The sequence below is a fragment of the Alkalihalobacillus sp. BA299 genome (assembly GCF_017745675.1).
Classification (GTDB): Bacteria; Bacillota; Bacilli; order Bacillales; family Bacillaceae_F; genus Alkalihalobacterium.
The window spans coordinates 203098-226451 of record NZ_JAFLJM010000002.1 but is presented as its reverse complement, the minus strand read 5'-3'; the positions used below and the strand labels follow the sequence as shown (position 1 = coordinate 226451).

Here is a 23354-nt window from a genome sequence, read left to right as displayed (position 1 = left end):
ATGAGTATTCAAGCTTCGATTGTCGGTCTTGGTGAAACTAAGATGGAGAAGGTGTCGTGTAAAACAACACTAGAGTTACAAGGTGAAGCTGCCTTAAATGCGGTAAAAGATGCAGGCATTTCAATGTCGGAAATTGATGGCGTTATTGTTGCTCCGAGTTTATCAGATGGTTTTATTATGCCGAGTGTGACATTCTGTGATTATATGAACATCTATCCAAAGTATACTCTTGCTCCTTCTATTGGTGGAGCTGTAGGCGCTATGATGGTAGAAAATGCGATTCACGCCATTAATAGTGGTGCTTGTGAGACTGTTCTTCTAGTAGGAGGCGAAAGTAGAAATAATCAACTGGGTAGAAATAAAGCGATTGAACTTTTATCAAGTGTCAGCCATCCTGATTTTGAAGCACCATATGGCACATTAGTTCCTGGTTTATATTCTCTTATTGCTAAACGGCATATGGAATTATACGGTACAACGGAACGTGATTTAGCGAAAGTGGCTGTAGCTATGAGATACCATGCTTCTCTAAATCCACTTGCACAATTTCAGGAAGTTATAAGTGAAGACGACGTCTTAAATTCTAAAATGATTGCAGATCCTCTGCATATGTTAGATTGTTCCCCAGTCTCCAATGGAGCTGGAGCTCTCATTATTACCAGTGCAGAAAGAGCAAAATCTTTAAGGCAACACCCCGTCCATGTCATTGGCTATGGTGAAGGTTATACACATGAATATGTAACGTCTTCTAGCGACTTAACATCGAGCGGGGCCAAGCAGTCGGGTGAAAGAGCGTTTGGGATGGCTGGCATTACACCAAGTGAAATTGATGTAGCTATGTTATATGACTGCTTTACAATTACGGTTCTTATGGAATTAGAGGATTTAGGTTTTTGCGAAAAAGGAACTAGCAGTTCGTTTGTACAAGAAAAGGGAATTAAACTAGGGGAAGGTTTACCTATTAATACGCATGGTGGTCTATTATCCCACGGACATTCTGGTGGTGGTTCATCGCTCTTCCATATTACTGAGGCAGTTAGACAGTTAAGACACCAAGCTGATAATAGACAGGTAGAGAATGCAAAATTGGCCTGTGTCCATTCTAATGGTGGCGTCATGTCAGCACACGGAACGCTAATTTTAGCGAGAGATTAAGATAAAACAATTGTAAGGGTGTGAATTAAATGAAGCCATTACCAAGAATAACGGATGAAAGTAAAGAGTATTGGAATGCAACAAAGAATGAAAAATTAATGCTCCAAAAGTGTACAACATGTAATAACATTCAATTTTACCCAAGATTCTTTTGTATAGAGTGTCACAGCCAGGACTTAGATTGGATTGAATCAGAAGGAAGAGGTAAGGTCTACACCTATACTGTCATTCGAAGAGCACCATCCAAAGCATTTGTGGAAGATGTTCCTTATACATTAGCTTTAATAGAGTTAAAAGAAGGTGTAAGGATGATGAGTACTATTGTGGATGATAAAATTAAGATCGGTGACCAAGTTGAAGTAGTTTTTGAGGAAGTAGATGAAAGTTTAAAATTGCCAAAATTCAAGAAGCACGGGGACGGTTCTCGTGCTTCATTAACCAATCGGGCTAGTGGGGTCTGACCGCCACTCTGCTAAAGAGTAAAGTGCTAAAGTAGTTAAGTGTAAAATGAATGGTATTAGTGATCAGTTTAGCAAAAATAGTAGTTGCCACTATCATAATTAAAGTCTTGATGATAATAATATAACATAAACACGAACGTATTTTCGCTATAGTCAGTATAGCAACTTCAAAAGCGGAAGGGCGGTTGGCACTCCCTAGTAAGAAAGGGGGTGCTAAGCGTGGTGACATACGAAGCAATGAATTTGGTCTTTCAATTCGGAACATTCATTGTTCCATTGTTTGTAGCAATTATTGCACTTGTCGCCAACAAAAAGAAAAAGTAACTGCCCTCCGCTCCGACCAAAGAGTAAGGTAGTTACTTTTTCTAAGTATACTTAAATTTCATGTCAGCCGCTCTTCATGCGGCATGTAGTTGCTACCGACTGAGCATTCGCAGCGCTCGGTCTCTTTTTATTAGACAATTTATCTCACTTAATTATACATGGTTTAAGTAGGTTGTTGCAAGATAGAACCATCCCTATATATGTCCCTTACTACTGTTAGGAAGGAATCTAGTTGGGGGGTGGCAGCCTTCTCGTGATATGCACAAGAAATATCAATGGTAAAGCTGTTTTTTAATTCTTTAAAAACTATCCCTGGGTGATTAATCGTTTTTATTATAGATGAGGGTAATAACGCAACTCCCATTCCAAAGGATACCAGTGAGACTATTGTGTGTAATTCATGAGCCTCTTGTGAAATTGTTGGACTAAAGCCAGAGCGATGAAAGTAACTAATAGTTGCATCATAGAAAGCTGGGCCTATTTTTCGTGGTGTAACAATGAAAGGATATTTGGATAAGTTTTCGGCATCAATTTTTTTTCGGCTGTTTGCAAGCGGATGTGTCTTTGGCAAAACAGCAACGAAGGTTTCTTTGCGCAATTCTTCGATTTTTAAAAACGAAGAATCAATAGGAGAAACGAGTATACCAACATGGATTTTTTTATTATGTAAAGCTTTAATTTGTTCTGTTAATGTTAATTGTTTAAGAACGATGTTGACATTCGGATGTCTTTCTTGATATGAACAAATGATGTTTGGTAGTAAATCATAAGTAACTGAACCAGTAAATCCGACGATTAATTGTCCATACTCCCCGTTATGAACTCTTGTAGCTTCTTCCTTGGCAAAATCCAAGCTATTTACAATGGCGTACGCTCTCTTTAAAAAAGCCTCCCCTGCCTCTGTAAGTTCAACATGTCTTTTTGTGCGTTGCAAAAGTGGTACTCCAATTTCGATTTCAAGGTTTTTAATTTGCTGGCTAAGCGGCGGTTGGGCCATATTCAAACGCTTTGCTGCATTACTAAAATGTAGCTCCTCAGCTACAGCAATAAAATATTTTAATTGACGAATCTCGATGTCTACCACTCCTTTCATTGACACTCATTAATACTTTGAAAATATAAAAAGGCAATAATATATATATTATACATATTTAAATTGTTAATGTATACTAAAAATAATTAAAATTCAAATTTGTAAGAATTTTCTCGTAACATTTATATCGATTGAAGGGGAGGTGTTATCAATGGGATGGTTAGGTGATATGTTTGTTATTGTGCTAGTTGGCCTGATTAATATCATAGCAGCAATTATTTTAGGCACGTATTGGTTAAAGAACGAAAGGTATCCTTGGGAGAAACCTGAAGATGTATAATTAATTGGAAAAAGGTGGTGATAAAAAATGAATAACGATATCGTGGTGTTGACCGCTTTTTTCGCTGTTATAGCCTTAGTAATAGCGGTATCCCTCATAGCTTATCTGAAAATAAAAAATGCGAACTCGTTTTTCCTTGCTGAAAGAAAAGCAAAGTGGTATTTAATTCTAGGCTCACTAATGGCGTCAACTATAAGTGGTGCGGCCTTCTTTGGGATGCAAGCTTACTTTTACAATCTGGGCGCTTCTGTCTTTTGGATATTATTAGGATGCTCTTGGGGATTCTTTATCATGTGTTTCTTTGTAGGACCAAAACTCAGGAGATTCGGAATGTTCACGATACCAGAGTATTTGGCTGAACGATTTGACAGTCCTTTATTAAAACCTGTCTTCTCCTTACTAGTTTCTATATGGATGGTTATTTTAATGGGAACTCTTTATGTTCAGGGTGGATTGTTATTTGAAAACATGTTTGGTTTGAATTATGCGACGAGTATTTTTCTAATCGGTCTCATTACGATTGTATTAACGATCTTTGGTGGGATGGTTGCTGTATTAAACAGTGACTTTATTGCGATGTTTATCCTGTTAATTGTCACAGTGATCGGTTTCCCGATAATTATGAATGCCGCTGGCGGCTGGGGTGCAATTGTATCTACAGTTCAAGTGCAGCAGCCTGACTTTTTTACAAATACAAGCAATGTTGGCTTTACTGCGGCTCTTTCATGGTTAATCATTTGGAGCCTCGGTTACTTAGGTCACCCTGGATTCTTAACTCGTTTCTACACTGCGGAAAACGAACGTGAAATTGTGAAAGCTGGGATCGGTATCTCTGTTCTCTACCTGCCGTTTTGGATTTTTATTTTCATGATTGCAACAGCAGCGAAGGTTCTTTATCCTTCACTTACTGACACAGAAACGATCTGGATGGTTTCCTTATATGACCTTGCGCCTTCGATTATTATTGGGCTTGGAATGGCGGCAATATTTGTAGGTATTTTATCTTCTGTGAATACGTGGTTATTGACTGCAGCCACTAGTTTAACACGAGATATCTATCAAACTATCATTAATCCGCAAGCATCTGAGAAAAATGTTTTATTCTGTTCGAAGACGTTAATTTTTCTCCTTTCTGTACTAGCAATTCCAATCGGTATATGGCGACCTGGTTATATCATTGAAATGATGAATATCGCCTATGCGATTGCAGGAAGTGCTGGAGGGGTGGTCATTCTATTAAGCATGTACTATAAAGGTATGACGAAGCAGGGCGCTTGGAGTGGGATTATTGCAGGTGCATCAATTGCTATCCTTTGGCGATTAGGTACTTGGTCAGGTTTAATAACAACCAATATAGATCCAATCATTCCGACTCTGCTTATTACATTGATACTAATTATAGTAGTAAGTAAATTAACAGAACCTTCCGAAAAGACAATAGCGATGTACGATCGCTTACAGAGCTCAACAGTAAAATCAATAAAGAATAAAGTATCATGATACTTTATACTATAAAATTTAATTCAAATTGAAAGGGTTGGAAATAATATGGAAATTAGACCGGATATTTTTAAAGGTGCATATCGTTTAGTAACTGAATCTGCAAAACTTGAAGCTGGAGAAGATGTTTTAATTGTCACTGATACGGCTAGCATAAAGTTTGCTGAGGCTATCATGTCAGCGTCACTATCAATTACGAAATATGTTGATATTATCGTGATGCCTTTGTATGGTAGATTACATGGACAAAATCCGTCAAAGGCCGTGGCAGAAGCAATGAAAAAAGTTGATGTTGTCTTTATGCCAACTGTATGGTCAATGAGTCATTGTACAGCTAGACGTGATGCAAGCAGGCAAGGAGTTAGATGTTATACAATACCTTCGGCAGATGATGAGTTGTTTGCCAGAACAATGGTTGAGACCCCATATGGTGATTTGAAAGAAACAGTCATGACTGTGAACCAAATGTTAACAGAGGCAAAAGAAGCTGAGGTGACAACAAAAGCTGGTACGGAACTTTGGTTTAACCTTGAAAGCCGTTATAATATTGACCTTGAACATGGCTGGCTACATAAAGGCCAGGAAGAATATAATGATAATTTTGCTGCCCCTCCTTGTGTTGAAGCAAATATCGCGCCAATTGAAGGAACCACTCAAGGGAAGATTGTAGTCGATGCAGCCCATTCTGCAGTAGGTGCAGTTAATGATCCTATCTATCTAACTGTTGAAGATGGTCGTATTGTGAGTGTGGAAGGTGGTAAAGAGGCTGCTGCATTACAGATGCGACTAGATGATGTCGCAGATGACGATATTTATCAAGTTGCAGAATTGGGAATAGGCCTTAATCCTAAGGCTCGTTTAAGAGGTCAATTTATTGAAGATGAATCAATCTTTGGGACTGCTCATGTTGGACATGGAAATAATGAATCAACCATGGGAGGTACAATCACTTGTAATGGCCATTTTGATAACATTTTCTGGTATCCAACCATTAAGCTTGACGGAAAAACTATTTTTGAAGAAGGTCGAATTGTTTCAAAAGACCTTCCGCAACTTTCAGGTTATTACGTGAAGTAAGTAGGGGGAAGCATGGGGAAGGGGGAAGCATGGGGACGGTTCTCATGCTTCTTTTAAACCACAAAAAGAAATAGAAAAATAGGAAGCTTGAATTACCTGACCTCCCACTGTAAGGTATTTATGAAAATTATTCTTTAGTACCAGTATGATCATTGTATGTTAAACAAAAATGATGAAAATATTAGCATAATAGTATATGATAGTTCTAACAAAATCAAAGGTGTTAGTCACCACATTCTTGTCCATTGGAAAAATGTAAGACTCCTTATAGCCTCCTTTATCCTTAAATAGGGTATACCCTCCCTCTCAATATGTGCTACGTTCCTTCTGATTAATGAAAATGTTTCTTAATCAACACTTCAGCTTATAGTCTCATATTTCCCCCAAGAATCCATGAAAGTTACCAATTTACCCGCAACATTATGTTTGAAATCCTCAGTAAAGACAATGTAAATTAAACTCCTATTTTATAACTTTAAAAAATCCACATTAGGAAAATTTTAGAAAAACTATTAAATAACCGGTATTGGAGGAAGCAGAAAAATGTCAGCAAGGTAACTACTATTGGTTTAAAAGGCCTGGGAGGTTACTGAGTTCAGGTGGAAGTACAGGTGATTGAAGGGTTTCATCGGAACTCTATCATTAGATGGAACCGTTCTTGCTGTTGAAGGTATGATGCTGCGATTCTAGCAGCCAAAAGACTGGGGCTTAAAAAGCTCTTTCTTTCTCCCACATGATCCTACCATTCCAACGTTGGAAATGTCTAATTTAGAACTCATTTATATTGCAACCATTTAAGATGTTATGGATATACATGCAGGAAGACAGTCACTATCGTTTATTCAATTTCTATAGCCCATTGCGGGGGTCTGTTCCTTGATGAGTTAGGTGAGTTTTCCAAACCGTAATTATAGGAATTACTGGCTAACCCCCTTCTGAAAGCTGCACAGCAACACCATTTACAAAGGCTATCAATAAAACAAGGACTTAGTAATCGCGTGCAAATTAAAATCATTCGATTAGCAAGGACGATCGCTGATTTAAGGGGAGAAGATGCCATTTCGGATGAAGCTTTAGGTGAAGCATTGTTACTTAGAAAAATGAATCATATTACTTTTACAACAATGTACACTGATATTTTAACAGGTGAATTTACATATGAGTATGATAATGAAAAAATAAATACTTAGTGGTGATGGAGATGCCTCGAAGAGCTAGGGTAAGGAGCAGAAGTGGAATATATCATATCATGTTGAGAGGTGCGAATCGACAGGAAATATTCCATGATGAGGAAGATTCCATAAAATTTATGGATACGATTGTAAAATATAAAATTAAAACAGGGATGAAAGTATATGGTTGGTGCTTAATGGGGAATCATGTACATTTGCTTGTAAAAGAAGGTGAGGAAGATATCTCGAATACAATGAAGAGGATTGGTATAAGTTACGCCTATTATTATAATTGGAAGTACTTCACAACAGGGCACCTTTTTCAAGATAGGTTCAAAAGTGAGAATGTAGAAACGGATCGCTATTTACTAACAGTCATAAGGTATATCCACCAAAATCCAGTAAAAGCGGGGATCATTGATCGGCCTGATGAATGGAAGTGGAGCAGTTGTCTTGAATATTACGGACAAAATAATTACCCTGTAGGATTACTAGACATTGATTTCATTTTAAAGAGGTTTTCTGATGATCTCACGGTTGCTAAAGTAAGATTTAAAGAATTTAATGAAAGAAAAAATAAGGATGCATGTTTAGAAGAGACAGGAAATGATAAAAGAAAGGTAACAGACGAAGAGGCAAGGGTAGAAATCAGAAAATTGCTTGATGGAATTGAGATAGCACAAGTAAAGAGTTTACCTAAACAGAGAAGAAATGAAATATTGCAGAACGTAAAAAAAATTAATGGGGTATCACAACGCCAAGCCGCTAGAATTTTAGGAGTCTCACCTAATCTTATATTTAAAGCATAGAAACAGGAAGCACAAGAACCGTCCCCGTGCTTTCCAAGAACCGTCCCCGTGCTTTCCACCGAAAAATTATCTTAAAATTCACTTTTAACAGACAATTTTCGTGTATACTAAAAGTTAGTAGAGAAGTTAGTTAATACATTTTAAAAAAGGGTTTTTTATGACGAATATATTAGCATTTTTTTTATTTTTATATCCATTATTTATGAGTCTTTTTTGGATTATTGGAGGTTTGATTTTTTACTATAATAGGGAAAGATCGAAACTCTCCCCTTTGCTATTGGAGGATCAGGCACCTCTAGTCTCCATTTTAATTCCTAGTTTTAATGAAGATGAGAATATCTTAGAAACCGTCCAAGAGCTCATGTCGTTAAATTATCCTAACTATGAAGTCATTATCATTAATGATTATAGCAATGATTCGACAGAGTCTTTATTATGGTTTTCTTGTAAAAAGTATGAAAAACTCCGTGTTGTTAATTTAAAACAAAATCAAGGAAAAGCCAACGCTCTTTCCTATGGGGTTTTAGCAGCAAGAGGAGAAATTGTTATGACAATGGACGCAGATGCGATTCTAGACCCGGATGCCTTGCAATATATTGTTCCTCATTTTATAACACCTAAAAATGGTGAACGAGTTGGAGCTGTGACAGGGAATCCACGGATTAGAAATCGTAGTTCCCTGTTGGCTAAAATACAATTTGTTGAATATTCCTCGATTATTGGAATGATAAAACGTGCACAACGTGTGATCGGAAAAGTGATGACTGTTTCAGGAGTGATTGTTGCTTTTCGAAAAAGAGCCCTTATGGATGTAGGGTTATGGGACAAGGATTTAATAACTGACGATATTGGAATTACGTGGAAACTGCAAAAAAGATTTTGGGATGTTCGTTATGAACCAAGGGCTATCTGCTGGATGCTCGTCCCAGAAACAATAAAAGGTTTATGGAAACAGAGGATTCGTTGGGCTCAGGGTGGCATAGAGGTCATCATTAGACATGTCAATATTTTTAAAGATTATCGACAGAGACGACTATATCCTATCTTTTTAGAACAAGTACTTAGCATCCTTTGGGCTTTTCTTTGGTTATTCTATTTACTTTATATCCTTATTTTCGAATTTAATCGGACACTATTTTTATATGGCTCTTTTTTAGCGTTAATTGCGGTGTTGCAATTAACAATTGCATTATATCTAGACCGTAAGTATGAAAAAATTAGCTTGAAATTTGTGATATGGGCTGCTTGGTATCCATTATTTTATTGGATTGTTAATGTACTTGTATTAATTCCAGCGGTACCTAGAGCTTTTAAGATCCTTTCGAAGAATAAACAAGATTTTGCAACGTGGGATAGTCCAGATCGGGGGCTCCCAAGATGAGAATAATAGATGGAAAACAAAGGAAAATTATTAAGTTCATAGAGCTAGGGATTACCATGTTTGTTTGGCTACTTTTTATTTTATTTCTCACGTATTTAATTCCGCCTATTTCTAATAATTATTTTACTGTAAACAAAGATACTTTTTTCCTGTTTGCATTAATTGTATCTTTTATTTCTTTATTTATTGTAATATCATTAACTATTTTATGGTCTGTTTATAACAAGAGAAAGTATGGTGAATTAAATAGGAGAGAATTTCCAAATGATGTAAGTTTAGAAGAGTTGTCGGAAGCTTTTGGTGTTTCGGTAAAGGAAGTCAAACATTTTCAAACGGTAAAATGGATTGATGTCGAAAAGAAACTTACACAAGAAGATTTGCAAACTGCATTAGATTTGTCGCAATTCTTTTTAGAATACCAACCTCAATTTCAAATCAAAACGGGGAGGATCGAAGGGGTAGAAGCGCTTATTCGTTGGAAACATCCAAAAAGTGGGGTTCTTTATCCAGAGGATTTTATTCCCATTGCTGAGGAAGCAGGTAGCATAACATCCATATTGGAGTGGGTTTTATCTGAAGCTTGTAAACAAAATAAATTATGGATAGATATGGGGATTTCTTTTGTTAAGGTAAAAGTAAAAATACCAGAAAGTTTGTTTTATCAATCGAACTTTATTGAGATTGTTAAAAATGTGTTGAATCAAACGGAGTTAGAACCATCGTTCCTAGAATTGGAAATAACAGAACAAACGATTACTCGAAATATTAGTCAGTCGACTATGATTTTAAATAATTTAAGTAATTTAGGTGTTAAATTGGCAATTTCAAATTTTGGTAGCGACTTATTTTCTTTTAAATATTTACAGTCTCTGCCGATTAACACTTTAAAAATGGATCGATCATTTACGGCGAGTTTGTTTAACAGTCGTAAGGATAATGCGATTGCCGAAGCCATTATTGAACTAGCCTATCGTCTTGATCTTAATATCATCGCAGAAGGGATAGAGAATGAAGCGCAACTAAACTTTCTCATTCAACATCAATGTAATTATGCACAAGGAGATCTACTAAGTCAGCCTATAATGGCTTTGGTATGTGAAGAAATGCTTATAGGCATGCAAGAAATTGCCGCAGAAGGAAGCATGGGGGATTAGGTCTATCCCTACTCTAGAATAGACAGGAGAAGCACGGGGACGGTTCTCGTGCTTCTTAACCAATCAAAAATATTGAATTGAAGAAGAATGAAAATTATAGAAGAAACCCCTAAAAAAAAATAGGAAGCTTGGACAAGCTTATCTTCTACTGCGAGTATTGATGAGCATTATTCCATTTGATACTAGCATTATCTTGTGTGTCCAAAAAAATGATGAAAATATTAGCAAAATAGTATATGAAAGAATTAAAAAAATCCAAGTTGTTAGACATCACATTCCTTTCTATGTGAAATTGTAAAACTCTTTAAAGCATTTAATATCCTTAAATAGGATTTATTACTCTTCTCCATATGTGTTCCATTTCTTCTAGTTAACGAAAAACTGCCCCACCAACATTCAGTCACCCCAAAGTCTCATTTTTACCCTAAGTCTCCAAATTACCTGTATCTTTATGTTACAAACCCTCACTTATTCTGTAGGTATACTAGATGTTGATTTTATTTTAAGATGTTTTCCGACGATCTCACGGTTGCTAGAGTAAAATTGAAAGAATTTAATTAAAGAAAAAGTGACGATACGCGTCTAGAAGAAAGAGTAAATGAAAAATAGAAGGTTATCAGACGAAGAGGCCAGAGTAGAAACCCGGAAATTGCTTGATGGTATTACGATTTAAGATTGCACAAGTAAAGTGTTAACCTAAACTGAAAAGAAACGAAATATTACGGAAGGTAAAAAGGTAAAAAATTAATGGGGTATCACAACGCCAAGCCGCTAGAATTTTGGATGTCTCATCTAATCTTATATTTAGTGTATAGAAAAAGTAAGAGAAGCACAAGAACCGTCCCCATGCTTTCCAGTGTATAGAAAAAGTGAGAGAAGCACAAGAACCGTCCCCATGCTTTCCCCAAGAACCGTCCCCATGCTTTCCCTGTTTCTTATTTACATTAATTTTACAAAAACAAAATTGAGGCTTAAAGGTAGCTTGATAAATGACATGTATAGTGGAAGTAAGAAAAAGGAAAGAGAGGGTATTTTACCGTCACCTCACTGGAAGGAAAAGTATGTCATAAAAAGCATGTGAGAACGCTTGAACGTTGGTTTCACAACAAAATGATGAAAAAGTCGAAGGAGGAGCTTTATTCATGAAGCGTTATTTTTATTCTATTTTAGCAGCATCAGCACTCGCTTTAGGAGCATGTGGGAGTAGTACAGAAACCACTGAAAATATTGAAACGTCCAATACACCAGCTGAAGCTGAGGAGAACATTTCGGGGAACGTCCATTTTTATACGTCACAGCCAGATAGTGATGCGGGTGAATTAGTGAAAGCTTTTAATGAAAATTATCCGGACGTAACGGTTGAAATATTCCGGTCAGGAACAGAAGAAGTCATTAGTAAAATTCAAGCAGAAAAACAAGCGGGTGATATTCAAGCCGATGTTCTATTAGTTGCAGATGCAGTAACATTCGAAAACTTAAAAGAACAAGAGTTATTACTAGCGTATCAGTCGCCAGAACATGATCATATTCCAGCTGAGTTTGTAGATGATGACTACATGTATGTCGGGACAAAGGTTATGGCAACTGTACTAGCGGTAAATACCAATGCGGTCAGTGAGCTTCCGACTTCTTGGAAAGTATTAACGGATGCTGATGCTAATGGAGAAGGAATGATGCCAAGTCCGTTATATTCTGGAGCTGCTGCATATAATGTAGGCGTACTTTCACGTCAGGATGCTTTTGGTTGGGAATTTTTTGAAAAGCTTCGTGAAAACAATATGACAGTTGTCCAAGGAAATGGTGCGGTACTAAAGGCCGTAGCAGCTGGAGAAAAGACATATGGTATGGTCGTTGATTTTATTGTTGCTCGTTCCAAAGCGGAAGGTTCACCGATCGACTTAATCTACCCTGAAGAAGGAGTACCTGTTATTACTGAACCGATTGGTATTTTATCAAATACAAAAAATGAAGCTGCGGCAAAAGCATTTGTTGATTTTGTTCTTTCAGAAGAAGGACAAACATTAGCTTCTGAGTTAGGATACACACCCATCCGTGAAGGTGTTGCTGCACCAGAAGGGCTAAAACCCATTACAGACATGAATGTTGTTTCGCACGATATTCAAGAATTGTTAAAAACGCGTGATGAAGATAAACAACGCTTCATTGAAATTCTTGGTGAATAATTAAATTGAGGTGTACGATACATGTTAAACCCGTTACAAGGAAGACGAGAAAACTTGTCTTCCTTCTTTTCCTTATCAACTAAGCTAAATCATAAAATTTGGATCGGAATCACTTTGCTGCTCGTTTTTATTTTTTTTCTTTGGCCGATTGTACGCTTAACTTTGTTAAGTTTTTCTGGTGAAGAGGGTCATATTTTCTCGAATTATTTTTTAATCCTGCAAGAAGCGAGAACCTTAAAAATTCTCTCGAATACGTTTATCATCGTCTCTGGATCGACTCTCTTATCTCTTTTTTTAGGGGTTTCACTTGCGTGGTTAGTAGCTTATAGTGATATTCGTTATAAAAAAATGTTAACCATTTTTGTGATGTTACCATTTATCATCCCCTCTTACATTGTAACGTTATCATGGACTCAGTTTATGGGGAATAACGGGATGTTAGCAAAAGTTCTTTCATTGTTACCAGGTCAAGTCGAGCCTCTAAATTTATACAGTTACACAGGCATGATTATTATTCTTGGATTATCGCACTATCCATTAGTTTTTTTATTAACGATGAGTATTATCAAGAGAATACCACGAGAATTAGAATGGGCTGTTCGCGCTTCGGGTGGAAGTTATTGGACAGCTTTTCAGAAGGTGACGCTTCCACTTGCTTTACCAGGCATTGCTAGTGGCGGCTTCTTAGCGTTTCTTGCTAATCTTGATAACTTTGGAATTCCAGCTTTTCTTGGAATTCCTGCCAATATTACCGTGTTAAGTACAGCTATTTATCAAGAGATTGTTGGGTTTGGACCCAATGCCTTTGCAAGAGCGGCAACTTTTTCAGTAATTCTTGGTGCCATTGCTTTACTCGGAACGTTGTTTCAATGGATGCTATTAAAGCGTGCGACGCAAGGAGATACAAGTGAAATAGATACAAGTCCTCGTTTTACTCTAGGGCGTTATCGAACAAGGGTTGAGATATTCTTATGGTCTGTTCTTATTATCATTAGTATTATTCCGTTATTTTCGATGGTTGGCTCGTCACTGATTAAAGCTTATGGTCTTCCTTTTACTTTCGAAAATCTTACTTTAAATCATTATCAATTTGTATTACTTGAAAATGACAAAATCAGAGCAACCATATTCAACAGTATTAAGCTAGCGATAGGGACATCGATCATTTGTTTAATTGCTGGGACAGCTATAGCCTATTATCGTTTACGAAAAAATAATATTTTCGGTAAATGGATGGAACTTTCTGTTGGTCTGCCTTATGCATTGCCAGGAACCGTATTAGCGCTTGCTATGATTTTAACATGGATGGAGCCAATCGCAGGCTGGAACCCAGGAATATACGGAAGTATTTGGATTTTATTGATCGCCTATATTACGAGGTTTATGATTTTACAAGTGCGGGGAAGTATGACCGCCATGTCACAAATTGCCCCGTCGATGGAGGAAGCAGCACAAGTTTCAGGAGCTAATGGTTTTAGCAAATGGCGCTTTATTATGTTACCCCTTTTACTTCCAGGGTTGTTAAGTGGGGCATTTCTAGTATTGCTAACAGCATTAACGGAATTGACGGTTTCAGCCTTACTTTGGTCAAGTGGTTCAGAAACGATTGGCTTAATGATTTTTAACTTTGAGCAAGCGGGATACACAACCTATTCTACGGCATTTTCTACTGTAATTGTTTCAACGATGTTAGGGCTAGCCCTTTTGTTGTTAGGCTTTCAAAAGATTTTTGAAAAGAAGGTGAAAAGCATATGAGTACAGTCGTTCAACGTATTTCAAAACAATTTGGAGAAACGACCGCTCTATCATCGATTGATCTGACAATCAATAAGGGGGAGTTCGTTGCTATTTTAGGTCCTTCGGGCTGCGGAAAAACGACTTTATTACGACTGCTTGCTGGCTTTGAAAAACCGTCTGCCGGCAACATTATGATGAATAATGAATTGATTTCGAACCCAAGTCATACTTTATCACCGGAAAAACGAAATATTGGCATGGTCTTTCAATCATTTGCATTGTGGCCGCATCTAAAAGTAAAAGAACAAATTAAATTTCCGATTCAACATCATCGTTATGTGTCTGAAACGATAAAGAAAAAGAGTGAAGAACGTGTTCGAGAAATGCTTGAGCTCGTCGGTCTTTCTAGCTATGGCGATCGTATGCCGAGTGAACTATCTGGTGGGCAGAAACAGCGGGTGGCCATCGCTCGAGCACTTGCACCTCAACCTGCGTTATTATTAATGGACGAACCGCTTAGTAGTCTTGATGCAGAGTTAAGGATGGACTTAAGAAAAGAAATTCAAACGATCCATCGTTTAACGAAGACGTCTATCGTGTATGTTACACATGATCAAGGGGAAGCATTAGCGATGGCTGATAAAATTGTTGTAATGAGAGAAGGAAAGGTCGAACAGGTAGGTAGCCCTGAAGAAATCTATTTAAGTCCTGAAACGATGTTTGTTGCAAGGTTTGTAGGGAAAGCAAACATCTTTCGGGGAAGCTGGTCTCAAAATTGGTTTAAACCTGAAGGAGAAGACAGTCTCGTTTGGGAAACTAAAAATGTTTCGCTTGAAATGAGAAAACAAGGTTTATTTCCTGTTCGCCCTGAACAGCTAGTCTTAAAAAAAGACGGTTTGGGTTTTCATGGAACGGTACGGAACGTAATGTTTCAAGGAAAAGAAATTCATTATTCGATTGATGTCAACGGAAAGTTAATCACTGTCCATACGAATTGTTTTCAACGCTATCATGTCGATGAAAAGGTAGTAGTTGATTTTGGTGGCGTCACAGCTACCCGAAATTTGTCGAAAGCTTTTGTATGATGGTACACGGCACCCGTCTGAGCTAGATTGTTAGCTTGGACGGGTGTTTTTTGTTGGATAGGCAATTATAAAATTCTTAATCTGTGGATAAGTTAGTTGAAAAAGCAATGCGTTGTCGAACAAGAGATATTGGATATGCGAAATATGAGTGTTTAGGGTGTGTAGGGAATCCAGACCCTGTTTTCGTATGTTTTAAGGTAAAAAAGTAAAATAATACATTCACATTATTCAAAGAGAGAAACACTAGATACAAGAACGTACCTTTGTATTATCGACGTAGCAACCTCAAATAAGCAAAGGGCAGTTGAACCAACTCCCGATAGAAGGGAGTTGGTAAAATGACGACAGACGAAGCAATAACTGTTGCGCTACAACCAATTATTTTACTATATTAAGTAGTCCCTTGATTTGGCTCACCTATTACCCAATTTTGTACATCATCTGCTTCGATAATACCAAGTGTTACATCAGCTATGTCTGGATCATTTAAAAGGGAGTCTCGCACCCTGAATTTAATATCATCGGCATCGGCTAGGGTAAGTCCTTTTTTAAGTTCCAAATAGCTTTCTACATGGTATCTACGTCCTTCTTGTAATATACGTAATTTTTTAATATCTATAACGTCTGAGTCAGAAAAAATAATAGAGGCGACACGATCCACGACTTCTTTAGGAGCGGTAACGCCAATCAAACCGATGGTATTTTCATAACCAATTTTGACAGCGATTATGATAAGTAAAATACCGATTAACATCGTTCCGACTCCGTCAAGGTAGTATAGTCCTGTCGAATTAGCGATGATAATTGAGAATAGAGCGAGCAATGCCCCAAAAGTCGCGATAATGTCTTCATAAAAAACGAGTCTTGTTGGTGGTGAGGCGAGGTTCACATTTTTAAAAGCTGAAGGTATTAATGATAAGCCAGTAGCTTTAGCCCGTGTTTCGTGAAGTATTTCTTTCATTGCTTTAATTAAAACCAAACCATCAATGACTACAGCTAAAAGTAAAATTCCAATATTTAACCAGAGATTGGTCGATGCCTTTGGGTGTTGGATCAGTTCCCATCCTTTATGTATGGTTTCATAAGCCATGATGGAAATGACGATAACAGCGATTAACACAAATAGATTAACAACTCTTCCGAATCCAGCTGGAAATCGTTTAGTTGGCTCTTTTTCAGCTAATGCACTACCAAAATAGACAAATCCCTGATTAGTCGCATCCGCAACAGAGTGAAGGGTTGTGGCAAACATCGCGCCACTTCCACTAATAAAAGCCGCAATCCCTTTAACTATCGCCAAAAAAGTATTGCCTAATGCCGCAATCCCCGAAGACGTATTTCCCTTTTTTAATAGTTCTATAAAAGACATAATGATCACCTTGTGTTTTTGATTTATCTAAATACCTCAAAAGCTTGATCATTTAGATATTTAGGTTTATTTTTCCTTATTTATCAAAAGGTATGTATTTGTCACAGTGACTCCCCGAAGTTTAAATATTTAATGGGATGGTAGTGGGAATCAGGGACTGTTCCCCACTCTTAATCCCAATTCACATACCCTCTAGTGTAGGTAAAATTTTACAATGTATAATACTTAGTCCAACCTTCTTATTGAAGTTCCCAACATATTCAAGCGAACTTTACAGGTCTCCAGTTCCATAAATTAGATAACCTTTATTTTGTGAGATTTTCTGCAAAAAATCTCCATTAATTAAAAAACCATGTTAGATTTACTCATATATTTGCTGACACGGATATTTGAAGACGATACACTTAAAATAACAAATATTAACAAATAGGAGGAAGATAACGTGAGGTTCAGTTGGCTTCCTCAGCTTTTGTGCATTTCTGGGTTTCTGCTCTTAGGCTATGGGATTGTTTTTATTTTTCAAGTTCCATTACCAGGCAGTGTCGTTGGGATGATCCTACTCTTCGTTTCCTTATTGGCAGGCATTGTAAAAATAGAATGGATTGAACAAATCTCTTCCTTTCAGATGCGGCACCTGACCATGCTATTTATTCCATTCATTGTTAGTGTCTTTATATCCTCCAAATTTCAAGAGATCTTGCAATGGAATGTCTTAATCATATTAATTGTGAGTAGCATCTGCTGCTTGTTAGGTTCAGCCTTCGCTGTGGAGTGGTATGAAAAAATAAAAAGGAAGGAGCAATAAACAATGATGACTTTCATGGGAAATGTACTCTTATGCGTTGCTCTCACCTTGATTTGTTACTTTTTCGGATTAACACTTTATCGTAAATATAAAAAAGGTTGGCTCCATCCATTATATACTGCATCAGTATTTCTAATAATATTTCTGCTAGGTTTTCATATTAATGTCGATACTTATCAACAAGGGAGTTTCGTATTTAATCAACTGTTGCAGCTTGCGGTTGTCTCGTTAGCTGTTCCACTGTACAAACAATGGAATTTATTAAAGAGAAACTATAAAAAAATCTGTGTAGGTGTCATTTGCGGGACGGCAATGGGCGTACTTGCTGTATCAGTGTTAGCGCAAATATTCCAATTAGAGGAGCAGATGATTGCTTCACTGATTCCTCGGTCTGTCACTCTTCCGGTCGCATTGACGGTATCAAGTGATTTAGGTGGGCTTACTTCTACGACCGTTTTCTATGTACTGATGTCAGCGTTTATTTCTTTAATTATTGGACCGAAATTATTAAGACAATTTGGTATAAAAAGTAAATCTGCAAGAGGGGTGGCCATGGGGATATCCGCGCAAATGCTCGGGGTTAATCGTTCTCTTGTTTGGGGAGAGGAGGAAGGAGCCATGGGGAGTATAGCGATGACGACGTCTGCTTTATTTCTCTCTATTTCTGTACCGTTACTACTTTTACTTTTTTGAAGATCGTAAATAAAGGAAGTCGTAACCAAAATAAGTTGACTTTAAAGAAAAATGACCAATAATAAATCGTTTCGTTTAGGATCTGAGTTCTAAATTCTCCAGAATGAATGGAGGTGTACACGATGAGTAATCAACTTCGTGAGGCTGTCGGAAAAATGAAAAAGTATTACATTCAACAACTCATTGATTCTGGTGTTTTTGACTCTTCCTATAAAGAACTTGACTCACTTACTTTAACAGAATTAGAAATATTGGTTAAAAAGTTTTTGAAAACTTGATCCTGTGACATAGTAATTCCTTGAAGTTTGTCGAAATACTTACCTGCTGAGTAATAATGGCTTAGCGGGTAAGTATTTTTGGAATCGGGGGTCAGTCCCTCATTGCATTATCGTTGGAATAGTTATTCTACCTATATTTCTTCGTTAAACTGATACTTTGAATAACTACCACGTCAGTCTCCCATTAACCAACTGCGCCAAGGCTTTTCCTCAGTAGCATCTTTCGCTTTTCACTGCTAAATTCCCAGCGATCGTTCCGTAAAAGTACTGGATGAAGCTTGTTTTGATGTCGTTTTTCTTATACTTGTAGACCGTTCTTTGAAGGATTGAATGATCTTTTGGATAAAGGTCTCCGGGAAGGGGGACTGAGCTCCACTCTGTGTGCTTTCACCTTCATCCAAGAACCGTCCCCGTGCTTCCATTTACCTGAAAGCACGTGTTCCTTGTTTTTGAAATTCTATCACATCGTTTATTCTTTGTTTTTGTGATTCGGCCATAGATAATTTTGCTGCTTCCTTTAGTGATATCCATTGGTAGGCTGTTGATTCACTATCTAGTTTAAGCAATCCACTGTTAATAGTCCCTTTGTATACGATTGCAAATTCCTGACGCACTTCACCATCCGAATAAGCAATGACTGTGTTTGGATTAGTATAGGTCCCAATAATGTCTGTGATTTCGACTTGGTAGCCAAGCTCTTCTTGAACTTCTCGTATCGCACAAGTTTTTAAATCTTCACCGAAATCTAATGTCCCACCAGGCATTGTCCATTTCCCACTATCTCGGCGCTGTACCAGTAATATTTCTTCATTTTCATTAAGAATTGCAACGGCAGCAGCAGGTTTAATTGAATTAGCGATAGGTGCATCTTTATCATTAGTAAAGTCTGGAGAAGCACAGGGGAGAAGCACAGGGACGGTTCTTGTGCTTCCCTGCTTCCAATTACTTGTTGACTAACGACTTAAGGTATTCTTGAAAAGTATGTCTATCTGGATGAGAAGTTATTAAACAGTTTATTTTTTCAGAAGCAAGGTTTATAATTTTGCAAACCGTTTCCTCTGATAGACCAACTAGATGAATTTTTACATCTTTTTCGTCAATAGATACATCTTGTTTTACTGCAAACTCTGGGTTGATTAAGGAGGCGTCTTTTAACTTGATAGCTTTATTATCAATTCTTCCTCGTGAAAGGGCAAAATCGGCTAAAGTTTGTTTTTTTAACATTATATCCTTTGCTACCAAGTCTGCATTGATCTTTATTCCATCAGAAAATGTTAAAATGGATTCGGCATAAGAAGCATAGTTAAACCTTGTTATATCAGTTAAATCAAAATAACCAGCGAAGTCATTACAGAAAAAAATATTATCATATTTCATATATGAAAAAGTATTATTTGGGAACTCAAATGTAATGTTCTTTGGAGCATTACTATGGATGCTTGTTCCTAATGAGAAGTATATGTATTTATGTCGATTTGCAGTATAATCATAATCTTGTGTTCCAGCCAAAGCAGCTTTCTGGTTCGGTTGCTTAGAAATCGAAATTAATTTTTTCGAATTTATAATTTCACTTACTCTCTCAAATAGTTCATCCTCAAAATTATTGGTTATCGCATGAAAAAATGATAGTTGGGCAAATTTCTTTCTTAAACCGGATGCTTCTATTTCAGAATAATAAGCTAGATTTTGTTTTGCTTGTGCTTCTGTTGGCATTGTAAAACCTGACATAATTTCACTCCCTAAAAAAATATTTCCAAATCTAATTTTACCATGGAATCTTGATACCGTCACAGTGACTCCCCGAAGTTTGTCGGAAATATTAGAGGGAATGAGGCCAGAACCCACACGCCTCAATTTTTCATTCTATTAACTTAATATTTAAAGCATAGAGAAAGAAGAAGCACAAGAACCGTCCCTGTGCTTTAACATCGTCGTTTTTACCCCTTTCTCCATATATACAAAGTGAAAGGGGGTGAGACAAGATGCTTACAAACTCTCGCTTAGTCATTGTGTTCGAAACGGGTGTCAACGAAATCGGTGAGCCAATTTTAAAAACGAAGAGCTTTAATAACATTAAAACAGCGGCAACGGACGAACAGTTGAAAGCTGTAGCCGATGCGTTAACACCACTTCAGGCTTGGACACCGTATAAGATTGAACGCAATAATGTGTATTCTCTTGAAGCTTAAAATCTTATGAAAAATAAAGGAAAGGAGGGCTTAGGATGACGAAAAAGCTAGAGCTCATTTTTGAAAACGAGCAAACTAAAACAGTAACACTTTCACTGGACAACCCTGTTTACCCAGTCGATCCAGCTGCGGTTAGTGCAGCGATGGATGCGATCATTACACAAAATGCGTTTACATCTGCTGGTGGGAACCTTGTATTGAAAAAAAGCGCACGTGTCGTGGATCGCACGGTTGAAATGATTGCATTATAATGATAAATCGAATGGAAGAGGAGGAGGTTTTGCCTCTTCCTTTTTCAAAGAATAAGAAAGCATAAATTTCGAGGATGTCTAGCTACAGCGCCCAGCGTCTAGTGGACTTCGCTCCCCCTCCTTACGATAAGTCAACATCGGCTCGATTACTCTCGCGGTGTTTCCTTTATCTCATACGGTGGGCTCCAGCCCATACGCCGCAGAACGGGCGCTTGCGCTTTTCTTGTGAAGAAAGGAGGCTTTAGCGATGGAAACGTGGCTACCGCTTTTAAGTGAATTTGGCTTTCCTGTGGTGGTGACCCTGTACTTATTGAACCGAGTAGAAAAAAAGCTAGACATGGTCAACCAGTCAATCCAAAGATTACCAGAAAGCCTAGCAATGCTGCAATACTATAGAAATACAGACCAAAAGAAAAGTAGTATATAAATGAGAAAACCATTTAGCCTTCTTAGTGCTAGATGGTTTTTATTATGATTTGGTGTCGAAATATAGGTGAGTTTGTCGAGAAATCGATAAATGGATGAAAGTTGAAAATATTTAGGAAGAAGTTGAAAATAAATCGTATAAACTTGAAAATAAATCGTACAAACTTGAAAATAAACGCTGTAAAGTTAAAAATAAAACTATTTTTCATCACGCGAAGTCTGGGTTTTCAGCACAAAATCGGTGAAAACGGCATATCTTGGACCTGTATGCAATGGAAACATACTGAAACTAGTGTTTTAGTTCACTGTAATCTCGTGGAATATGTCCGATTTCTCAATTAAATAAACATTTATTTAATAAAGTCCGGTCACTGTGACGCCTCGAAGTTTGTTAAGGGTTGAAAGGTGGGATCCTGTTTTTGCTGTAACATATTAATAAGAATATTCTTCAAAGAAATAAAAAAAGGAACCATCCAGGGCTAGTCCAAAGGTTAGTATAGGTTACTTTTTAGTTAAGAAATCTACTAAATTCAACAGTACAATAGCTCTTCATGCGGATGTAGTTGCTTTGGCTGAGTGTATTCTGCACTCGGCAATTTTTTATTATATGTTAGTTATGTATATGATTGGTATAGACTTTGCTCAAGCATCAATTTACTTAGATGCTTGTTTTATTTTGGCATAAGTTTTAATTAAACAAGGTGAACTACATTATTCTACAGAAGACATTGGTTCGGTAAAAATATTAAAAGTTGCATGATTCCGTCACTGTGACTCCTCGAAAAATTTTGTTTCACAGGCTGTTTCACGCAGGCCAATATTTTGCCTTTTGACTAAGTACAGACCTTATAGTCATAATATTACGTGCTTTTACCATTCTAAAATAAGATAAATAACAGGGATACCCACTGTTAGTAAAATGACCCTCTTCTAAACTGTGAGAATAGATTGAGGGTTATTTGTGTTGATTTTTAAATTAAGAAGGCCTTTCTCGTGTCTGGATAAGTTTTTCGTATATTACCCGCGGTATAGTGCTTTTTTTAGTATATTTCATGGTTGGTATTTATAACTAGAAAGCTTAACTTTGGCTTAGATACTAGTATTATGAAACTGGGCAATTAACCTAATTAATAAAAATAGTGAAAAAGTTAAAAAAATTTTAAAAAGAACTACCATACAAGTATACTAATATGGTAATATGGTAACATACAAGGCAGAGGGGGACCATTTTAATGCTAAATGTGGATATGAAAAAGAAGGTGACGAATTATTCCACAAGAGATCATGTGTATCAAGTGTTAAGAGAAAACATAATCTCTCTGGAATTAGAACCTGGACAAACCATATCAGAAAAAGAGATTTCAGAATTGTTACAGGTTAGCAGAACACCTGTTAGAGAAGCGTTTGTGAAGTTAGTCCAGGAAGAGCTACTAGAGGTTTATCCTCAAAGGGGAACTTTTATTTCTCTCATTGATTTACAGCATGTTGAGGAAGCGAGATTTATAAGAGAACACCTAGAGCGAGCTGCCGTGAGAGAAGCATGTAAAAGTTTTTCGGCTGAAAATCTTCTTAAATTAGAACAGAATTTGGCCATGCAAAAGCTCTGTGTTAAAGAGAAGGATTTCAATAGGCTGTTTGAATTAGATGAGGAGTTCCATTATACGATTACGGTGGGCTGTGGTAAAGAGCGGATTTGGACAGTGATTCAGCAAATGAATGCACACTTGAATCGCATAAGAATGCTAAGCCTAGTTGCTAATTATAATTGGGATTTAATCTTATCTCAGCATGAAGAGATTATTTCAGCAATTAAAGAGAAAAATCCAGATAAAGCGGATAAGGTAATGGAAGATCATTTGAAAAAACTAACCTTTGAACAAGAGAGTCTTAAAAGTGAATATAGAAAATACTTTAAATAAAATTTTTTAATTC

The 23354-nt window shown here is 37.0% G+C and carries 24 protein-coding genes; 20 read left to right on the top strand and 4 right to left on the bottom strand.

Annotated elements, in window-relative coordinates:
- The 3 genes from J0N78_RS03620 (at nt 1) to J0N78_RS25660 (ending at nt 1940) form a co-directional block, all read left to right on the top strand.
- Nucleotides 1-1155, top strand: a complete 1155-nt coding sequence (locus J0N78_RS03620) for a thiolase family protein (RefSeq protein WP_209121658.1) — start codon at nt 1-3, stop codon at nt 1153-1155.
- A gap of 29 nt (nt 1156-1184) precedes the next feature.
- Nucleotides 1185-1616, top strand: coding sequence for a Zn-ribbon domain-containing OB-fold protein (locus J0N78_RS03615; RefSeq protein ID WP_209121657.1), 432 nt, complete (start codon nt 1185-1187; stop codon nt 1614-1616).
- 219 nt (nt 1617-1835) lie between these two features.
- Complete coding sequence (locus J0N78_RS25660; protein WP_307794894.1) at nt 1836-1940, top strand: putative holin-like toxin; 105 nt, start codon at nt 1836-1838, stop codon at nt 1938-1940.
- A gap of 163 nt (nt 1941-2103) precedes the next feature.
- Here the strand turns inward: J0N78_RS25660 and J0N78_RS03610 are convergent, their stop codons facing one another.
- Nucleotides 2104-3033 carry a LysR family transcriptional regulator gene (locus tag J0N78_RS03610; RefSeq protein WP_247747124.1) on the bottom strand — a complete coding sequence of 310 codons (930 nt, stop codon included), beginning with the start codon at nt 3031-3033 and terminating at the stop codon, nt 2104-2106.
- A gap of 151 nt (nt 3034-3184) precedes the next feature.
- Here J0N78_RS03610 and J0N78_RS26090 point away from each other — a divergent pair, with 151 nt between their 5' ends.
- From J0N78_RS26090 to J0N78_RS03565, 10 genes are all read left to right on the top strand, one after another.
- Nucleotides 3185-3313, top strand: a complete 129-nt coding sequence (locus J0N78_RS26090) for a hypothetical protein (protein ID WP_280637169.1) — start codon at nt 3185-3187, stop codon at nt 3311-3313.
- 27 nt (nt 3314-3340) lie between these two features.
- Nucleotides 3341-4813, top strand: coding sequence for a sodium:solute symporter family protein (locus J0N78_RS03605; RefSeq protein ID WP_209121656.1), 1473 nt, complete (start codon nt 3341-3343; stop codon nt 4811-4813).
- Between the two features lie 48 nt (nt 4814-4861).
- On the top strand, nt 4862-5890 hold the full coding sequence (locus tag J0N78_RS03600) for an aminopeptidase (protein WP_209121655.1): 1029 nt from the start codon (nt 4862-4864) through the stop codon (nt 5888-5890).
- Nucleotides 5891-6810: 920 nt separating this feature from the next.
- Nucleotides 6811-7080 (top strand): magnesium chelatase subunit ChlI family protein, encoded by a 270-nt coding sequence (locus J0N78_RS03595; protein ID WP_209121814.1) that lies wholly within the window; start codon nt 6811-6813, stop codon nt 7078-7080.
- A 59-nt stretch (nt 7081-7139) separates the two neighbouring features.
- Nucleotides 7140-7871 carry a transposase gene (locus J0N78_RS03590; RefSeq protein ID WP_247747097.1) on the top strand — a complete coding sequence of 244 codons (732 nt, stop codon included), beginning with the start codon at nt 7140-7142 and terminating at the stop codon, nt 7869-7871.
- A gap of 157 nt (nt 7872-8028) precedes the next feature.
- The gene (pgaC, locus tag J0N78_RS03585; protein WP_209121653.1) at nt 8029-9252 is read left to right on the top strand and encodes a poly-beta-1,6-N-acetyl-D-glucosamine synthase; all 1224 of its coding nucleotides are present in this window, start codon (nt 8029-8031) and stop codon (nt 9250-9252) included.
- The gene (gene pgaD / locus J0N78_RS03580; protein ID WP_209121652.1) at nt 9249-10406 is read left to right on the top strand and encodes a poly-beta-1,6-N-acetyl-D-glucosamine biosynthesis protein PgaD; all 1158 of its coding nucleotides are present in this window, start codon (nt 9249-9251) and stop codon (nt 10404-10406) included. Before pgaC ends, pgaD begins: the two co-directional genes overlap by 4 nt.
- 1142 nt (nt 10407-11548) lie before the next feature.
- On the top strand, nt 11549-12589 hold the full coding sequence (locus J0N78_RS03575) for an ABC transporter substrate-binding protein (RefSeq protein ID WP_209121651.1): 1041 nt from the start codon (nt 11549-11551) through the stop codon (nt 12587-12589).
- 21 nt (nt 12590-12610) lie between these two features.
- Nucleotides 12611-14344, top strand: a complete 1734-nt coding sequence (locus tag J0N78_RS03570; protein ID WP_209121650.1) for an ABC transporter permease — start codon at nt 12611-12613, stop codon at nt 14342-14344.
- Nucleotides 14341-15411 carry an ABC transporter ATP-binding protein gene (locus tag J0N78_RS03565; protein ID WP_209121649.1) on the top strand — a complete coding sequence of 357 codons (1071 nt, stop codon included), beginning with the start codon at nt 14341-14343 and terminating at the stop codon, nt 15409-15411. The genes J0N78_RS03570 and J0N78_RS03565 overlap by 4 nt, the downstream gene beginning before the upstream one ends.
- A gap of 391 nt (nt 15412-15802) precedes the next feature.
- Here J0N78_RS03565 and J0N78_RS03560 read toward each other — a convergent pair whose 3' ends face one another.
- Nucleotides 15803-16780: a cation diffusion facilitator family transporter gene (locus J0N78_RS03560; protein ID WP_209121648.1), complete on the bottom strand. Its 978-nt coding sequence runs from the start codon at nt 16778-16780 to the stop codon at nt 15803-15805.
- 442 nt (nt 16781-17222) lie between these two features.
- Between J0N78_RS03560 and J0N78_RS03555 the strand changes: the two genes are divergently transcribed.
- The 3 genes from J0N78_RS03555 to J0N78_RS03545 all read left to right on the top strand — a co-directional run bounded on the left by J0N78_RS03555 (nt 17223) and on the right by J0N78_RS03545 (nt 18556).
- Nucleotides 17223-17585: a CidA/LrgA family protein gene (locus tag J0N78_RS03555; protein WP_307794893.1), complete on the top strand. Its 363-nt coding sequence runs from the start codon at nt 17223-17225 to the stop codon at nt 17583-17585.
- 3 nt (nt 17586-17588) lie between these two features.
- Complete coding sequence (locus J0N78_RS03550) at nt 17589-18278, top strand: LrgB family protein (RefSeq protein WP_209121647.1); 690 nt, start codon at nt 17589-17591, stop codon at nt 18276-18278.
- 122 nt (nt 18279-18400) lie between these two features.
- Nucleotides 18401-18556, top strand: coding sequence for a Fur-regulated basic protein FbpA (locus J0N78_RS03545; RefSeq protein ID WP_209121646.1), 156 nt, complete (start codon nt 18401-18403; stop codon nt 18554-18556).
- A 422-nt stretch (nt 18557-18978) separates the two neighbouring features.
- On the opposite strand, the gene J0N78_RS03540 is transcribed toward J0N78_RS03545, so the two are convergent.
- Together J0N78_RS03540 and J0N78_RS03535 are read right to left on the bottom strand one after the other, a co-directional pair.
- Nucleotides 18979-19467, bottom strand: a complete 489-nt coding sequence (locus tag J0N78_RS03540) for an NUDIX hydrolase (protein WP_209121645.1) — start codon at nt 19465-19467, stop codon at nt 18979-18981.
- Between the two features lie 31 nt (nt 19468-19498).
- Nucleotides 19499-20347 carry a hypothetical protein gene (locus J0N78_RS03535; protein ID WP_209121644.1) on the bottom strand — a complete coding sequence of 283 codons (849 nt, stop codon included), beginning with the start codon at nt 20345-20347 and terminating at the stop codon, nt 19499-19501.
- A 191-nt stretch (nt 20348-20538) separates the two neighbouring features.
- On the opposite strand from J0N78_RS03535, the gene J0N78_RS03530 reads away from it, so the two are divergent.
- The 4 genes from J0N78_RS03530 to J0N78_RS03515 all read left to right on the top strand — a co-directional run bounded on the left by J0N78_RS03530 (nt 20539) and on the right by J0N78_RS03515 (nt 23341).
- The gene (locus J0N78_RS03530) at nt 20539-20745 is read left to right on the top strand and encodes a DUF1659 domain-containing protein (protein WP_209121643.1); all 207 of its coding nucleotides are present in this window, start codon (nt 20539-20541) and stop codon (nt 20743-20745) included.
- Between the two features lie 35 nt (nt 20746-20780).
- Entirely contained in the window at nt 20781-20996 is a 216-nt protein-coding gene (locus J0N78_RS03525; protein WP_209121642.1) for a DUF2922 domain-containing protein, read from the top strand.
- 247 nt (nt 20997-21243) lie between these two features.
- Nucleotides 21244-21423, top strand: coding sequence for a YvrJ family protein (locus tag J0N78_RS03520; RefSeq protein ID WP_209121641.1), 180 nt, complete (start codon nt 21244-21246; stop codon nt 21421-21423).
- A gap of 1231 nt (nt 21424-22654) precedes the next feature.
- On the top strand, nt 22655-23341 hold the full coding sequence (locus J0N78_RS03515) for a GntR family transcriptional regulator (protein ID WP_247747096.1): 687 nt from the start codon (nt 22655-22657) through the stop codon (nt 23339-23341).
- The last annotated feature ends 13 nt before the right edge of the window (nt 23342-23354 follow it).

Bases quoted from the DNA above. Each gene is read 5' to 3' on its own strand.
- J0N78_RS03620 (WP_209121658.1), top strand. From the start codon at position 1: ATGAGTATTCAAGCTTCGATTGTCGGTCTTGGTGAAACTAAGATGGAG.
- J0N78_RS03615 (WP_209121657.1), top strand. From the start codon at position 1,185: ATGAAGCCATTACCAAGAATAACGGATGAAAGTAAAGAGTATTGGAAT.
- J0N78_RS03610 (WP_247747124.1), bottom strand. From the start codon at position 3,033: ATGAAAGGAGTGGTAGACATCGAGATTCGTCAATTAAAATATTTTATT.
- J0N78_RS26090 (WP_280637169.1), top strand. From the start codon at position 3,185: ATGGGATGGTTAGGTGATATGTTTGTTATTGTGCTAGTTGGCCTGATT.
- J0N78_RS03605 (WP_209121656.1), top strand. From the start codon at position 3,341: ATGAATAACGATATCGTGGTGTTGACCGCTTTTTTCGCTGTTATAGCC.
- J0N78_RS03600 (WP_209121655.1), top strand. From the start codon at position 4,862: ATGGAAATTAGACCGGATATTTTTAAAGGTGCATATCGTTTAGTAACT.
- J0N78_RS03590 (WP_247747097.1), top strand. From the start codon at position 7,140: ATGTTGAGAGGTGCGAATCGACAGGAAATATTCCATGATGAGGAAGAT.
- pgaC (WP_209121653.1), top strand. From the start codon at position 8,029: ATGACGAATATATTAGCATTTTTTTTATTTTTATATCCATTATTTATG.
- pgaD (WP_209121652.1), top strand. From the start codon at position 9,249: ATGAGAATAATAGATGGAAAACAAAGGAAAATTATTAAGTTCATAGAG.
- J0N78_RS03575 (WP_209121651.1), top strand. From the start codon at position 11,549: ATGAAGCGTTATTTTTATTCTATTTTAGCAGCATCAGCACTCGCTTTA.
- J0N78_RS03570 (WP_209121650.1), top strand. From the start codon at position 12,611: ATGTTAAACCCGTTACAAGGAAGACGAGAAAACTTGTCTTCCTTCTTT.
- J0N78_RS03565 (WP_209121649.1), top strand. From the start codon at position 14,341: ATGAGTACAGTCGTTCAACGTATTTCAAAACAATTTGGAGAAACGACC.
- J0N78_RS03560 (WP_209121648.1), bottom strand. From the start codon at position 16,780: ATGTCTTTTATAGAACTATTAAAAAAGGGAAATACGTCTTCGGGGATT.
- J0N78_RS03550 (WP_209121647.1), top strand. From the start codon at position 17,589: ATGATGACTTTCATGGGAAATGTACTCTTATGCGTTGCTCTCACCTTG.
- J0N78_RS03545 (WP_209121646.1), top strand. From the start codon at position 18,401: ATGAGTAATCAACTTCGTGAGGCTGTCGGAAAAATGAAAAAGTATTAC.
- J0N78_RS03530 (WP_209121643.1), top strand. From the start codon at position 20,539: ATGCTTACAAACTCTCGCTTAGTCATTGTGTTCGAAACGGGTGTCAAC.
- J0N78_RS03525 (WP_209121642.1), top strand. From the start codon at position 20,781: ATGACGAAAAAGCTAGAGCTCATTTTTGAAAACGAGCAAACTAAAACA.
- J0N78_RS03520 (WP_209121641.1), top strand. From the start codon at position 21,244: ATGGAAACGTGGCTACCGCTTTTAAGTGAATTTGGCTTTCCTGTGGTG.
- J0N78_RS03515 (WP_247747096.1), top strand. From the start codon at position 22,655: ATGCTAAATGTGGATATGAAAAAGAAGGTGACGAATTATTCCACAAGA.